This is a genomic window from Ruegeria sp. J8, from assembly GCF_056531925.1.
The window spans coordinates 15,213-30,069 of the sequence record NZ_JBQFMR010000020.1; the positions used below are offsets into that span (position 1 = coordinate 15,213).

At 55.4% G+C, this 14,857-nt stretch carries 15 protein-coding genes; 5 read left to right on the forward strand and 10 right to left on the reverse strand.

Annotated elements, in window-relative coordinates; genetic code table 11:
* Positions 1–95: 95 nt before the first annotated feature.
* The 6 genes from ACR0L1_RS23080 to ACR0L1_RS23105 all read right to left on the reverse strand — a co-directional run bounded on the left by ACR0L1_RS23080 (position 96) and on the right by ACR0L1_RS23105 (position 5,642).
* Entirely contained in the window at positions 96–539 is a 444-nt protein-coding gene (locus ACR0L1_RS23080) for a hypothetical protein (protein ID WP_480860975.1), read from the reverse strand.
* A gap of 2 nt (positions 540–541) precedes the next feature.
* Positions 542–769 (reverse strand): DUF3955 domain-containing protein, encoded by a 228-nt coding sequence (locus ACR0L1_RS23085; protein ID WP_480860976.1) that lies wholly within the window; start codon positions 767–769, stop codon positions 542–544.
* On the reverse strand, positions 753–1,511 hold the full coding sequence (locus tag ACR0L1_RS23090) for a hypothetical protein (RefSeq protein WP_480860978.1): 759 nt from the start codon (positions 1,509–1,511) through the stop codon (positions 753–755). Before ACR0L1_RS23090 ends, ACR0L1_RS23085 begins: the two co-directional genes overlap by 17 nt.
* A gap of 50 nt (positions 1,512–1,561) precedes the next feature.
* Positions 1,562–2,068 carry a DUF805 domain-containing protein gene (locus ACR0L1_RS23095; protein ID WP_480860979.1) on the reverse strand — a complete coding sequence of 169 codons (507 nt, stop codon included), beginning with the start codon at positions 2,066–2,068 and terminating at the stop codon, positions 1,562–1,564.
* Positions 2,069–2,164: 96 nt separating this feature from the next.
* Entirely contained in the window at positions 2,165–2,461 is a 297-nt protein-coding gene (locus ACR0L1_RS23100) for a hypothetical protein (RefSeq protein WP_480860981.1), read from the reverse strand.
* Between the two features lie 37 nt (positions 2,462–2,498).
* A complete protein-coding gene (locus ACR0L1_RS23105; protein WP_480860982.1) occupies positions 2,499–5,642 on the reverse strand; it encodes an autotransporter family protein in 3,144 nt (1,047 codons plus the stop codon).
* A gap of 135 nt (positions 5,643–5,777) precedes the next feature.
* On the opposite strand from ACR0L1_RS23105, the gene ACR0L1_RS23110 reads away from it, so the two are divergent.
* From ACR0L1_RS23110 to ACR0L1_RS23125, 4 genes are all read left to right on the forward strand, one after another.
* The gene (locus ACR0L1_RS23110; RefSeq protein ID WP_480860984.1) at positions 5,778–6,371 is read left to right on the forward strand and encodes a hypothetical protein; all 594 of its coding nucleotides are present in this window, start codon (positions 5,778–5,780) and stop codon (positions 6,369–6,371) included.
* Between the two features lie 197 nt (positions 6,372–6,568).
* Positions 6,569–6,988, forward strand: coding sequence for a hypothetical protein (locus ACR0L1_RS23115; protein ID WP_480860986.1), 420 nt, complete (start codon positions 6,569–6,571; stop codon positions 6,986–6,988).
* Entirely contained in the window at positions 6,975–7,514 is a 540-nt protein-coding gene (locus ACR0L1_RS23120; protein ID WP_480860987.1) for a hypothetical protein, read from the forward strand. The genes ACR0L1_RS23115 and ACR0L1_RS23120 overlap by 14 nt, the downstream gene beginning before the upstream one ends.
* A 56-nt stretch (positions 7,515–7,570) precedes the next feature.
* Complete coding sequence (locus ACR0L1_RS23125; RefSeq protein WP_480860989.1) at positions 7,571–8,341, forward strand: DUF3658 domain-containing protein; 771 nt, start codon at positions 7,571–7,573, stop codon at positions 8,339–8,341.
* 405 nt (positions 8,342–8,746) lie between these two features.
* Here the strand turns inward: ACR0L1_RS23125 and ACR0L1_RS23130 are convergent, their stop codons facing one another.
* The 4 genes from ACR0L1_RS23130 to mobC all read right to left on the reverse strand — a co-directional run bounded on the left by ACR0L1_RS23130 (position 8,747) and on the right by mobC (position 14,089).
* Positions 8,747–9,496, reverse strand: coding sequence for a hypothetical protein (locus ACR0L1_RS23130; RefSeq protein ID WP_480860991.1), 750 nt, complete (start codon positions 9,494–9,496; stop codon positions 8,747–8,749).
* Between the two features lie 401 nt (positions 9,497–9,897).
* Positions 9,898–10,875 carry an ATPase, T2SS/T4P/T4SS family gene (locus tag ACR0L1_RS23135; RefSeq protein ID WP_480860993.1) on the reverse strand — a complete coding sequence of 326 codons (978 nt, stop codon included), beginning with the start codon at positions 10,873–10,875 and terminating at the stop codon, positions 9,898–9,900.
* A complete protein-coding gene (locus ACR0L1_RS23140) occupies positions 10,872–13,649 on the reverse strand; it encodes a relaxase/mobilization nuclease domain-containing protein (RefSeq protein WP_480860994.1) in 2,778 nt (925 codons plus the stop codon). Before ACR0L1_RS23140 ends, ACR0L1_RS23135 begins: the two co-directional genes overlap by 4 nt.
* Positions 13,646–14,089, reverse strand: a complete 444-nt coding sequence (gene mobC, locus ACR0L1_RS23145) for a plasmid mobilization relaxosome protein MobC (RefSeq protein WP_480860995.1) — start codon at positions 14,087–14,089, stop codon at positions 13,646–13,648. Before mobC ends, ACR0L1_RS23140 begins: the two co-directional genes overlap by 4 nt.
* A gap of 451 nt (positions 14,090–14,540) precedes the next feature.
* Between mobC and ACR0L1_RS23150 the strand changes: the two genes are divergently transcribed.
* Complete coding sequence (locus tag ACR0L1_RS23150; protein ID WP_480860997.1) at positions 14,541–14,783, forward strand: ParA family protein; 243 nt, start codon at positions 14,541–14,543, stop codon at positions 14,781–14,783.
* Positions 14,784–14,857 lie beyond the last annotated feature (74 nt).

The window sequence follows — 14,857 nt, forward strand, 5'->3', positions numbered from 1 at the left end:
ATTCGAAAACCAGTGGCGCGCGAGGCTGACTCAAACTGACACTTTTTGATGCCTTTCCAGAGATCTATTTTGGTGGCAACAAAATTAAAGTTGCATCAATAAACTCCCGCAAGACGTGCCGCGGCTTCATTTGGTATGACCACAATCAGGCTTCGATTTGCAATCGTGTCGCGGACGGTCACTGTTGAAACAACGGTGTCGCCGACAGATATATTGATCTGTTCTCCGAGCGCGTTGGCCGACAGGCCGTTCAACGCATCGGCGGCCTGCGGACTGATCTTAAGCGAAACAGACGAAGTGTCCTGCCCGCTCGCAGTGACGGAAGCCAGTTCGACCTGATCTGGTTTGAGGGTCAGCGGACCAATCGTGATCCAGTCCGGCTGCGTCACCACAACACAAATCGGGTGGCCCCCGGGGTTCTGGCCCCCGCCCATGTCCAGACACGCGTCCTTATAAAGGTATGTTTGCAAGGCCATGCCACATCCAAATGCTGCACCGACCACGGCCAATCCCGTTATAGCCTGAAACACAGCGCGCATGATCAACGTCGGGCAAAAAAGAAAAGGGACGCGGCCAAGAAGCCCATAGCTATCGCTGCGAAGAGCCATCCCAATCCCAGAAGGTGGAAAGCCTCAACGAGGGTTCCGTCAGCCGCGACCTCGACGCCCCTTATGGCGTAGATAGTCCAGCATATTGCCGTCCCGATCGCCGATACCAACGCAAGCGTCATCAAGAGCTTGGCACGTCGTGGCTTAATTGCATTGGTCATATCGGTAGTCCCCGTATTCCATCCAACGCTGCCCCTGATCTTCAAAGACCAGAAACTCGGAACGGTCTTCACTCAACAGTGCGACCACGAAGCCTTGAGGCGGCTCTGCATTGCCGAAGTAGCTGTAGGCCGTCATGGCTTTGACGGACTGGCCATTCACGGTGACGCTAGCGTTCCAATCACTGTTCGAGGTCTCGTCGATCACGTATTCGATTTGGCGTTTCACGGCACCTCCTCCACAATAAACAACGCCTTCCGGCGCTTCTGGAGAGAACGACGCAGTGCCCCGGCAGGCGCTTGTAAGAGACCGTACCGCCGCGGCAGAGCCCTTGAGATCAAAAATACCGTAGGTGATATCCTGATCGATCATCGACAGGTCCAGCGTTGCATTGGCCGCGATTTGCTCCAACACGAAGCGATAATCCGCCGGATCGAAGAACGCGATTTCTACCGGATAGTTGTCGACGATCCGGATTGAACTGTTTTGTCCTCCCGCCTGAAAGGCCCCGACCTCGGTTGTGCCATTCTTCATAAATCGGATCGACAGCCCCTGTTTGTTGGCAATGTCCTGACTGTCTTCGTATCCCGCCGGTGCAAAACGTATACGGTCACATTGCAGCTCAAGGGTCATGTTGTTCGTTTGTATGAACGCATTTGGATTGGTTCCCCCATTGAATTGCCAGTTCGCCAGCGCTTGCATAGGCGCAACGACCAGAACCAGAATTGCAAATAGACGTGTCACTTTGAACCTCCTGTGGATTTAACCGGAATGCGTGGGTGCAAGACTCCTATTTACGAAGGATCACCATATGCGTTGGGGCCGGGATCAGATGGGCGCGTCAGCCACCACAAGAGCAGCAATGCCAGAACCAATTGCGCAACACCGACGATCACGAGGCCGCTTGTTCCAAGAAATGCGGCAGGCCCCTGCAACGCGTCGGGATTTGCCGACTGTGTTTCAATGGCCGAGAACGCTATGACACCTGTCAGCATGGCTATGACCGCGACAATATTGAGCCCCACAGGCAGCAAAAGATACCATCCCGGGCGACCGGTATCGTGCAGCCGTCGCCAGCCTGCTGCCAGCAAGGGAAGGAACATCGCAATCTGGAACAAACTGTTCAAAAGCCCCGGCGATGGGTCGTCTGCTGCAGGTTCGGGCATGATTATGCTGTCCAGAATGGCCAGCAACACACTGACCACAAAGACGAAGAGTGCAAAGTACCAGTATTCGGATCGCGACGCACGCCCCGAAAAGGTGATGTATTTTCTCAGACATGTTTTGGCCGACTGTATCATGGTTGTCGTCCTATATCTTTTGATTGATTTGCGAGTGACAGAATAGTCATGCGTCCTGTTGGCTTTTGCCTTCTGCCACGCGGGCAAACCGGTCCGCTATCCTTCACCCATGTAGAAAACCGAAGTGACGGCGCCCGAAGGATTGGTCTCGCAAACCCAGAAATTTTCCGCACCAGGCACCTGCATCAGCAGGCTGAAACCGTCCTCGAGCCGTGTCACATCGTTGACCGAAGATCCGCTCACTCCGACCGTCGCGTTGACCCGGGACACGCAATTACTTGCCGCGACGGCTTCGGCGCTGGCTCCTGCACCCGACGGTGACGATGCCTCTTCACAGGCCGCCAGGGGCAGCACGATCGCGATCGCAACGCATAGTTTAAAACTGTTATTCATGGGGTTCTCCTTTAATAGTCTGTTGTGAGACAGTGCCTTAGAAACGCCACGTGATCCGGGCACCGCCGCCGATCTCATCTCCGTTGCTGTTTCTTTGGTAGACCACACCTGCGGAGGCATCCACCGATGCGCCGATGACCGTCCCAAGGCCCAAGCCAACCGAAATCGCGTTTTCACCACGGTGCGTTCCGACGAATGACTGGGAGACCCCGGGGGAGGCCGCTAAAGACGCGGTGATGTCATGTGTATCGTCAGATGCAGCCAGAAAATCGTGCTCGTACCGCAAGAAACCGATTGGAACCAGACCGCCGGCAAAAGCGGGTCCAGTCACGTTGACACCAAGACTGCCGATCAGGCTGTCGGCCGTTGCATCCTCTGCCGCAAGCGCCGTCATTGGGTCGCCGTCTTCAACAAAGCCGTCCTGATCATAATATGCGTACCCCAGCCCAACCTCGGGCGCTAGATGCCAGCCGTTACGCGTCGGCAAGGCTGTGTATTCGGCGCGAATTGCAATTTCAAAAGTCGTGCTGTCATAGCTCGCGGTGTGCCGGTTTGCAGTCGACCCCACGACCGCATCTCGCGTCGCGTCGACGTCCCCCCAGGAAACACCTGCCATGCCCGAAAACGACCAATCGTTTGTTTCCAAAACGCCGTATGCACCAATACTGATCTCGTCGGACGACAGATCAAGCGTATCGGCCGACGTAGTGTGATCGCTCATTGAATAGGTTCCATAGCCGACGTAGGCACCCGCACGGCTGCGTTCGTCGGACCAAACATCCGCGCCAAGAATGAACTGGTTGAGATCGTAGTCAAATCCGGCCAGTCCTCCATCAGCGTCGACGTCGCCGCGTGTCAGCCCGGCATCGAACCACACATTGCGTCCCTCGGCGGTTACCCCGTCTATTCGTCCGTTGCCCGTGGCACGACCGTTCGCATTCGACAGAACCATGTTCCGCCGCAAGTCGCTCTGCTCCAGCGCAACCGTCATGAAGGATGCGTAGGCTTCGGGGTGCAGCGTGCTGACCTGTGGCAGCGCGTTGTAGGGGAGTGTACCTCCGCTGTTCGAGACCAGTTGACCAAGGTTTTGCGTGTTGGTGGTCCCGGTTGCCGGGCCCAACGTGTTGGTGACCGTATTCGTTGAAATCAGGCCACCGCCCGGTGCCCTGATTGTTGTCGTAACTGTCTGGATCGCGCCATTACCGCTCGGGGTCGTAACAACCGTTGTGGTCGTCTGATTGCCTGTATTTGGGTTTGTGACAACCGATGTGGTCGTTTGCGGTGTGTAGGACGACGTAATGAAGGGGTTGTTGGTCAGGCTGACATCGATGAACGCAATATCGACCTGATTATCCGCAACCGGGTCATTGACAATTGAATAGAGCAGGTTCGCAGGAAGTGTCGAACCAGCGGCGGTAAAGTCAAAGGCCGTCGGAGTGCGCGGCGCGGCATCGTATGAAGCCGTTGTGCCGGGCAAGCCGCTTGCCGGATTGTTCAGCGCGACAGTATAGACACCGTTGTTGCCACCGTTGATGTAATCTGTCGAACTGGCCGTGGCGTCCGTCGCAAGAGGGACGAAAAACAGGGTATCAAAGCCAGTCAAGACGGGTGCCGTTCCCGCGACATTCGTAATGAGTTGCCCACTAAACCTTGTCGTTCCCGGAACGCAGGAGCCTCCCGAAAGAACGCATTCGCCCGACGGGCTGATCCCGATGCGCACTTGGTTATCGCCTGTGAACCGGGCCTGGTTTGCATTCAGCCGCAAGTTGGCCAAACCAGGTGCGATGCCTGATGTTGGCGGCAAAGCACCAAAGAGATCTATCGTGCTATTGTTAAAGCTCGCAACCATCTGGCCGCCCGGTGCGCTGAACGATCCAAAAGTTGCAAGCGAGCGCAGTGTCGAACCATCAACATCCAAAGTGTCGAGGCCGGTGTAAACCTGCGATCCGGCGTCAAAAAATGTCGCACCGCTCGCCAAGGAGAGCGTGGACAAATTGTCGTAAAAGTCGGTTTGAGCACTCAGGCCCGAGATGTCCAGCGTGCCTTGATCCACCGCGATATTGCTTGCGCGCAGGCCTGCGCCGATGTCCAACAGCGAAGCCGAAGAAATCGCCGTTGTGCCACCCAACACATTTACAGTCAAATCGTTCGGTGCTGTCACAGAGCCGGCAAGGGTGGACGTTGCACTCTCAAAGCGCAAGGTGCTGTTTCCGGCAAAGGTCAACGCGCTTGCGGCGTTGTTGGAGTCCTGAACACGAAACAAGGCGCCTGTGTTGATGCTGACTGAGCCGTCGGTAATCCGAGGATCCGTTAACTGCAATTCTGTCCCTGAGCCTTCCAAACGGAGTGTGCCTCCGGTGATCTCGGAGGAAGGTGTGGCGGAACCGTTTGACTTTGTTAACCCAAGAACAGCGTTGGATCGAAGTTGCAGCGTCGCCCCTTGACCGACTGTCAGCCAGCTATCGAAAAACGGTTCCAGTGTTGTGCCGACGAGGTCAAGCTGCGCACCAGCCGCGACATCGACGGTCAAGGGAACGGAAATGATATTGTTGCTGCCCAACCGCAATTCATTGGTTCCGCTTTCAGCCCTGATGAACGCAGGCCCGCCATCTGGTGAGTTCATGACCAAGCGGGTTCCATCTCGAAAAATCAAATCGCTGTTGCGCAGCGTCAGCCCCCCGCCACGCCCGACACCGGCCCCACCGAAGCCAAGACTGAGGTTGACGATCTGACCGGTCTGACGACCATCACTGCTTGCCCCGTCCCGGATCGTCAAAGAGGTGTTTTCGAGCGTCAGTCGATCAAACAACAGTGTCGCTGAAACATTGTCGATGGGACCTGGATCGCGGAATGCAAACGCGTCTAACGCGGTTTTCCCGCCGTCGGTTCTTGCGGATCCGAAAAACACGTTCTCCCAAGAGCCGTAGATCGATCTTGAAAACGCAATTGATTCCCGGGTTCGGAAACCGCCAATACCAAGCCCGGACATTATGTCTGAGTCCCAAACCAGACCATCGAAGTTACCGATGACGGGGTCTACAAAAACATCTGCAGCGTCCAGTGTCCCGGTTGAGGTATTGGCAAGCGTCTCCGCGCAACCGAGGTTCAGACCTGTACCAGTAACGGCACCGCAATACCCTTGCGCGTAAGAAAACCCCGGCACCAAGGTGCTCGAGATCATCAGACAGGTTCGGAGATGTCGGTGCAACATATTGTTTTCTCACTTTTGGCAGATCCGCCTTTTCAGAAACTTTGCACATTCCGTGCTCTCCGTCCATAATGTAAGGAGGATAACAAAGGGTGTAAGGTTGCGGCTGTGGACAAGACCGTCGAAGGAATGGAGAGGCGCATAGGAGTTACCTCTCGCTTGCGCCGGCTTGATGGTCGGGAACAGATCTGGTTTCTTCCTGATGGCGGAAAGCTGAGCTTTCCGGTCGCCCTTGATATCCAGAGTGTTGCGGCCGATTCGCACAACTTAGAGTGGCGCATTGATGCCCATATGACCTTGCAAAATGGCGTGCCTATCATGGCAGCTTTGCACATCACCAACCCGTCCGGAATTGATCCGGCGCATATGAAAGCCTTCTTCAGGTGGGAGACGCCACTTGATGTCGTTCGGATATTGGTTCCCGATCTGGTGCGGCGCGGTGTGGATCCGTTTGATTATAGTTATCCTACCCGCGGATTTCCGGATGCGGCAATCTCAAGCCGCCACCCACTTTCTCCGTTGACCGACGAGTTTTTGCACGAAATAGCAGACCAGTACCGCGCAATTGGCCGCGGATACGCGGCAAAAATTGCGGCTGAGTTCGGCGTATCAAAGAGAACCGCTATAAGCTGGGTCGAGAAAGCACGCAAGAAGGGCATTTTGGGCAAAACGCGTCCCGGTAAATTTGGCGAGGACGTCTAGCGTGTGCGTGCGGTTACAGTTTATTCGGTTTGTGCATTGGATGTCTGATCTGGTTTCTGGCGAGTTCGGCAGGCTTGAAAGCTGAGCCGAACGGCGGCAGTTTTGGGCCCGATCGTTATGCTCGGGCAGTATTGATTTGCTATCCGCCGTACTGCATCGCGAAAGCGATCTGAAAACACCTATTTGGAGGGCTCTTTATGTTGAAGCTATTGAAAGTCTACGGCTTCGTCGCGTCTTTGTTATTCCTGTGCACCCCGGCGTTTTCTGAGTGCTCGAGAATTGAGTCTCCTGCAAGCAATGGCGCACTCGAGTTGGCAAAAGCACATCTTGCTATTGGACAACACGAAGCTGCTGTTGCCCAATTTGAAATGCCCGATAGCATTCGTCCACAATTGGTGCAGGAGTTTTCCAAAGCTCTTTCGGCCGATGTACTTCAGTGCGTTACTGCGCGAAGGGTCCGACAGTCGGAACGTTTCATGGGCGAGCTGGTCGTTTTTCTGACCACGACTGGTTTTGTCTACATATCAATCGAAGGTCTGGTTGAAGACGAAACATTCCGTTTTGCAAATTTTTTCTGGACTAACGATTTTAGCGAGGTGCGAGATGTATTTTATTGAAGAGCATCGAGCGTCCGAGTCTAATGTGTTTTCGCCCGCTTTGATACTCGCAAGGCTTTCGTCTGTATGCGCCGTTTTATGTATGGCTTGGCTCACAGCTGCAAACGCTGCTGATGTAACGGAGTTACCCAGAGGATTGCAGGTGAAAGTCGATCTTGCGAAAAAGGCTTGTGAGGACCTCGACAACGGCGAGTTTTACCTCGAGTGGGGCGCCGTCGAGAAAGTTGACCTTGACGGAGATCTGTATAGCGACTGGGTTCTAAATGAGTATGGTTTTGCATGCTCTACCGCGGCTTCGCTATATTGCGGGACCGGTGGATGCATGTCACATTTTCTGGTGAGCGATGAAATTCATTCTTTGATGAACAAAGGGTGGGATGTTGTGACTTTTGGCGCTGAAAGAGTTCTCCTCACACAGGTGCATGGTTCACAGTGCGGTGGGATCAACCCAACGCCCTGTGTGACAGCCAGTGTTTGGGACAGTGAAGAAAAAACCTGGCGTTCAACAGGTACGGCGTGGGAATGAATTTGGTGAGTAAGACGAAATTCGGACCCACTGTTATTCTGTTTTTAGGACTCTAGATGTCTGAAATCCTGCATATTGCGCTTGGAGATAGTGCGGCTGGGAGCCTTCGAGTTGCATGCAGCGATCACGGTATGCCGGGGTCGGTGTTTTGCATTCCAGAAGATCTGAGCCACGGACCGTTAAACAATGGCGTGTCGAGAATCGCATACATGCGGACCTGCTTCGAAGGCTATGATGACTGGTGGATAGATGCAGCAGATGCTTTTGTTCCGTGGGATGTGCTGACTTCTAAAGTACGTCAAGAGAACGTAAACACGCTTGTCGTGTGGGCAGGTGAAACCGTATCTGAGGAAACGTTCCTTTGCATGGCCAGTTGGTGGCTACGTGAACAGACCGTTCGGTTGCTTCGACCAGTCGTTCAACCCAAGCACGGTCATTATTCTGTGGCCGTTCAGACACCCGCGGAACTGGCAGACCAGTACTATTCGGCGAGCGAAGTGAGCGATGCCGTTCGCGCTGGAAAAGCGAATGTGTTTGAAAAGCTCCGCAATGACGACAGGACTTTGCGACATTGGAACAACGGTAGCATCGAAACCGTTCAAAACGATTTTTATGATAGTTTGTTGTTGGCGTGTTGCTCTGACAGTTGGCAGCCTGCTGCGCGTGTTGTTGGCGCTGCGATGGGGTCATGCGATGGTCACAACGCAATGAGTGATCTGTTCTTTTCGAGTCGCCTTCGTCACCTAATTGAAAGAGGCACTATTGACGTTAGTGGAGAACCAAAACGGTTGCGGGACTATCAGGTGAGACTATCCGATCTCACTTGAAAGAGGGGTTTCCCAGACCGGACCGCTGTCTAAAGAACTGCGCGGACGGTTTTTGAACACTGTTGGCAGGCTGTCCGCTGTTCCCTCCTCCAACTCGTGTGATCCCATCCGTGTTCTCCGTTGCAACTCGATACGTGGTCAAAAGAGCGGCACACTGCCCAGACAGGTCCAAAAGTCATGTAGCGCTTGCATCGCGACGAAGAACACGCGCTAGCGGTCACAAATCGCCTGCGCGCCGTGTGATGGAAACAGGCTCGTAGCAAGCTTCCCATGAATTTCCTTCCGGTGTCTGCACAACTCTGTGACGAATGCGGACGAACGCAAGTTACTCGGGACATGTCGGAGTGAACAGTTTTCTCCAGCAGTATTGCCAACTTTGGCGCGAAACGAAGCGGGATGTCGCGCTCACTTCACGCGCTGCCAGCTTGGATCGAGATCATGAAGATCACTGATGGTTCCCGCACCGTGCGCTGCGCCATATAAAACGACCACATCGCCGAGTGAGTCATTGATGGCATTTGCCAACCTCTCGTTGCGCCATTCGATCGTAATGCGCGCGATTTGTGTCAGATCCGCGGTTGGCATAGTGAATTCTTCGATCGGGGTGGATAGGTTTTCATCACTGATCTCGAGCGGCCCAACTAGTTCCTCGTAGGCATCTGCAAGCTCTGCCGGCATTACGTCAATATTGATATCCTGTCCTCCGGGGAACCCAAGGAACATTGCATTGTCCTGTGCCACCAAACCATCTGAAACGGTTCCGGCATAAAATGCCGGCGAAGGAAGAAATCCGAGCATCGCCCGCACCCTGCGCTTGTCGTCAAGTGTCGCATCGTCGAAATCAATAAACTCATAGAACAGGTTCGTGCCATTGGATTTCAGCTGTTCCACTCCGGCGGCCACCGCCTTGTAGAATGCAGGCTCGGCCTCGTGGATCATTGGTATGAAGTAAAGAAAACGGGACCCGTTCGAGAAAGTGAAAACCCTAGCACTTTCGAGGGTCCCATCGACGATGAACTCTTGCTCGGTAAGATCCTCGATACTGCCAGATGGTCCTTCTGGCAAAGTTGCAACCTCTACGTCTTGGGCCACGACAGTTGAGGCCGCCGCCCAAACAGACAAGAAAGAAACTATCACTTTGATTATTCTAAGCATCGGGACGGCTCCATCACGCAAAGTGGCTGGCCGGAACACTGAAGGATAGTCGTAACTCAGGCAAGTTTAAACCAAGTAGCCCAAGAATGACCTCGGTGTAAGTAGTATTGATGACTCGGTCTTCTGCCTCTCGCTAAATGATGGTTTCGCCCTGCGTTGCGGTCGTTGCCCCTGCAATCCTCTCTGCGGACCGCACGAATGTCCGGTTCCGACGCTGCGCCGCGGCTCGCCAATTAGCGTCGGAAGGTGCCGCAGGTGCATGTCCGACCGAAAGAGGGAGTCTGCATAGGGCTCCTTGCGGCCATACTCCGCAGGTTGCTTGAACGTCGGCTTGACCCCTTGGCAATCTGCGCGACCGAAAAAACCCACTTCGGCCACTTCCCCATCGGGCGTTCAACAACCTATTCTGATTTCTCCCTGAGCACCCTGACGGCAACCGGTCGCCTCTGGTCCCCGGTCTTCCGAAACTGCACAATCACATCAATCATTGAGCGGCAATATTCAAGGATCTCGGAATAGGTCAGCCCGGTATCTGCCTGCATGACCATCAACGCCAAACGAGAGAGCGCGGAGTCCGGTGATGCTGCGTGCAGCGTGGAAACCCCACCCGGATGGCCGGAGTTAATCGCAGACAGGAAATCATAGGCTTCCGCACCGCGCAGCTCCCCCATGATGATCCGCTCCGGCCGGAATCGCAGGCAGGCTTTCAATAGATCACTGCTCGATGCGTTCTTGTTGACCACCAGAGACACGGCATTCGGCTGGCTGGGACGAATTTCCAGCACGTCCTCTATGGTCACAATCCGCTCCGAAGGATCGACTTCACCAAGACAGGCGCGCAACCAGGTCGTCTTGCCCGATGACGTACCGCCCGACAAAAGGATGTTCCATTTGGCCTTGACCGCTGCCCGCAGGAAATCGCCAAAACCCTTGTTCTCGTAGGCATCGAAAACGGCCGCATCCGCAGGGTCGGTACCCGGTTTCAGATCATCCATGTTGGCGTCCAAGTCCGGCAAGCCCTGCATAAGATCATCTAAAGACAGTTGCTTTGCCACAGCCCGGCGCAGGGCAAACGCAACGCCAGCCACGACGGCAGGTTTGACCGCGACCTGCGCCCGCCACAATGACCCGTCGATTTCAAACTGCGAACCTGCCAGCGGAGTGTTTGCCGAAATGGGATTACCGCCCGCAAGGTCATGTGCAAGCGCCTCTGCATCATCGTCACCCATGGGCTCGTCCAGCTGGCGCATGGCAGGCTCACCACTGCGCTCGATCCAGAGTCTGCCGTCCGGATTCAGGACGATTTCAGACAGGAGGGGATCGGAGAGCAATTGCCCTCCGAACACCCGATTCAATATACTTTCCAGATGACGGCTCATCGGCTGATACCCCGATCACCTTTGGCGCGTTCTTCCCGTTCCCTACGCCGTTGACCTTGCACGACCGGATCACGATCAATCTGTCGATCGACATTCTTCACATCCCAGGCCGTGCGGGTGACGTTGACGCGCTCTGGCTCGTCGGTCTCGGGATTCCGGCGTGACCGGGTGACTTCTTCTTTGCCCGCTTTGACGAACGTGGCCTTGTCACCGATAGAGATGTTGTTCCGTGCCATCTGGTCTTGCAGGGCGGTGCCCCAAATCCGTTCCGGCTCATCTTTGCCTTCGACCTTCATTTCCACATAGAAAGATATGCTGTTTGGATCATCGGGGCGCACCAGAGCCTCTTTGGCATCGACGATGACACCCGTAACGCCGGTTTCAACTGAGACCTCCTGCCGAACGGCACGGTCCTGCTGGGCCTTCTCGCCCGCCTGTGCATTCGTAGCATTCGGCAACATGGGCTGTTGCTGCGACCGATCGTTGCCGCGCGGTGCGCGGTCGATGTCGGTTGCTTTCCAGGCACGGCGGTTTGCCACGATGTTTTTCTCTTCGCCGGTCTTTGGATCGATCTTGCTGACCGTCACCCTCTTGTACCCGTCATGGGCAAGCGTGGCGGTGTCACCAATGTTGAGGTTTTCGCGCTGCATCAGGTCGAGCAGATCGACGCCCCAGACGCGGAACGGCTTGTCGCGGCCTTCCACCTTCAGATCGACATAAGGCGACATGCTGTCCTTTTCGTCCTGTTTGAACAATGCGTCGCCTGTCCCGATGATTTGACCGCGCACACCTGCGTCCAGATCAGGACGTCGCGGTACTGATCCGGTGGAACGGGCATCTGTGGCTTGGTTTTGACGTTCCGTACCCGGGCGCGCTTCACCGTCAACACGTACCGGTGCACGGCCTGTGACACGCTCCTGAACCCGGTCCTCAATTTCAAGCAGACGGCCTCCAATGGCAGCCCGATCAAAGCCCTGCCCCTTCATGGCCTGGATTTCGTTCTGAACGCCGGTCTTGATCTTCTCCTGCAGGAAGTCCTCTCCCCTGCCCTCGGCGAAGGCCCGGTTGATGTCGCGGATCTCGCCACGGGCATCACGGTAGGTTTCGGCGGCATCTTTGTACGCGGCCTTCATGTCGATCCGAGCCTGGCTCTCGCTCAGCGAATGCGCATTCGCCAAGGTCCGCACATCCCGTTCGAACCAGTTCTCGCGGGTCTGGCGGTCCACATCGACGCCATTGCGGATGCGCGACAACACCAGATCGCCATTGATGCCCATCGCGTCGAAGTGCTCGGCCACTTGCCTGTCGGCATCCTTCAGCACAGCCTTGGTGGCCGCACTGCGCGGATCGTTTGCATCGGCACGCTGCCGTCCATCTGTACCTGCCCGCTGCTGTCCGATGGGCTGGGTGCGCGTTGGATCTGTTGCATCCAACTCTGCTGCACGACGCTGGCGTGTCGGATCGATGTCATCGCGGCCAACTTCAACCTCATCGTCCCGCTCCAGGCGCTTGCCAAAAAACGTCCTGGTCTCTTCATCCATAAGCGGCTCATAGTCCCGCAGGACACGAGAAATCGCGGCTTCTGTCTGGCTGCGCTTGTCCTCGTCCTCCATGGCCTCGATCTTGGCGTCCATGCCCGTGATAAACTCACGGACATCGGTTCCAATGGCCTTCATCTCCCTATCAATGGCCGGGGCATGTGTCGGGTCCATCTGGTTGGCGACTTGCGTATTCATGTCGATTTCCTCTTTCTCAAGAACCCCGTCCGTCACCAGGATTGCAGCTGCGCCGAGAACAGCATTGCTAAAGGCCCCAAGGGTCTCGGCACGCCCTGGGTATTGGGTTGTGAAAATGCCCTGCTCAAAACCGGCGTGATGCGACCGGAGTGTTTCGCCAAGGGCGGCATAGTCTGCATTGCGCTGATCGCTCATGGCCTGCAGCTGGTCCGGCGTGACCGGCTCCTGACGGCCAGTACCGAAGAACGGAAAACCGCTTTTCTGCTCTGGGGCTGGCCGCTCGCGCAGATCGCGGCCATCGCGGCGCGCGTGAACCCGTGCACTGCTCTCGCGTTCGGGTGGAAGGTTTCGGCTGAACCGACTGGTTGCGGTCAACACGATACCTACTTCCCGGGCGGTCTCGGCCTGCAGGTCGCGCAGATCCTGTGTCGTAACACCATATCGGCTGAGGTGAAGGGTTTTGCCGCTCTGGGCCGCACGGTTGATGATCAGATGTGTATGGGGGTGATCTGTGTCGCGATGATGGGCCATGACAAACTTGTACTGACCGCCAAAGTCTCCCCCTGTCAGGCGATGAGCAAAACTCTCGGCTGCAACCTCCGCCGCATAGGGATCTGTGCCTTTTGGATAGGAAACAATGAGGTGGTAGGTGTAATTGGTGGTGCGCGCATCCATACCCTGCCAGTCCTGGGCCCAGTCCTTCTCAACAGCTTTCAATCCCTCCATGCCATCTATCAATTCGCCTGTCTCGCCACGCTCGGTGGTCACGCGACCCTTCCGAGAGATATAGGCCAGCTGACCGCCAAGACGGCTCGCCGATGTGACACCACCACCGCGGACAACTTTGACCAGGGCTTGCCCGGTCAACAGGGCGTTGCCGATCATGCCGACTGCAGAGGCGCCAGAAGCTGCCCGCTGCGTAGACCGGCGTGAACGGCTGGTTTGTCCTGGCAATGCCCCCGGTCGGGGCTTGAGACTTGGGATCAGCTGAAACTCGCCAAAGAGCAGATCCCAGGCCGGATCATGCACGGTACTCACTTGAGGCTCCGGAGCCAGGCTTTGCTCTCCTCAAGCGTTTTTTCTTTTGCCTCAAAGTAGGCCAGGGCGCGAACCAAGGACCGTATTCTGGTGGCGTCTTTGTAGGCATTCAAAAGATCGAGTGTCACTCGGACCGTTTCTTGAAGATCTTTCAGTTCCGCCTCGACATGGGCTGTGAGGCGGAATTTCCCTGCATTCGCAGCCTTTGCCATCTGGTTCAGGTTGGTGGAAACACCTCTGAGCTGAAGCCGGATATCATCCAGATCGGCAGCCTCTTCTTGCAACCGCGTTGGTGTTCCCTGACAAATCCGGATGTAAATTCGAATGAGCGCCGCAACGCTCCGCAGATTGAATTCCTTACTTTGCACTTTGAGCAAAGCCAGTTCATCGGCATCAAAGCGCATCGGATATACGGAAGATTTGGTTACGCCTTTTGGCATCGGGGCATTCTCCACGATCAGAAATCGTGCGTGGCCCCGTCAGACCGCGCGTATGTAGATTCATTTTTAGGTTGAAAGACAAGCCGACTGCAAGTCCTATCAGAAAATGTACTACATTTTCTATTATCCCGCAAAGTTAGCGTAGGATGTGAACCGTTGGTGACCCGAGACACAGACGCTTGCAACCCGTGGCGACCACTCTGAAACAGTTGCAGGTCGGCGTGCAATGTCCCAGCGGCAAGGCTCGTCCGGCTGTCGGCGGACTGCTTGTGGCGGTACACCAACCACCTAAAGCTGCGCAGCCGTCATCGGTCGTCGACTGCCGGTCGTTGGCGCTAAGCGGTTGTATGACAGCGGTAAAACAGCCGTTGCGGATTGCTTAGAAAAGCAATAGCGTAGATTTCAGCGCGGGTGACGGATCGTGCGATAACTTGTAATCGCGAGCCCGGTTGTGGCACGCCGCTCTGCGGCGTGGCTTTCGGGCACAGACCCGGAGACCAAATTGAAAATCTATGCAGCCGTAAACTCAAAAGGCGGGGCGGGGAAATCTTCCATGCTCGTCGCCTTCGCCTCTGCTTTGCATCATCAGGGCAAACGTGTCCGTATCCTCGATCTGGATTCACAAGGCACACTCTCGGATTGGTTGAATCCGAATAACGGACTGGACCCGATCCCAGCTGTCACTGTACCCTAATAAATCAGAATCTTGTCTGAAATTGTTCTGCAAAATCAATGGTAGTTTGTACTCTTAATTTTCATATTGTACCG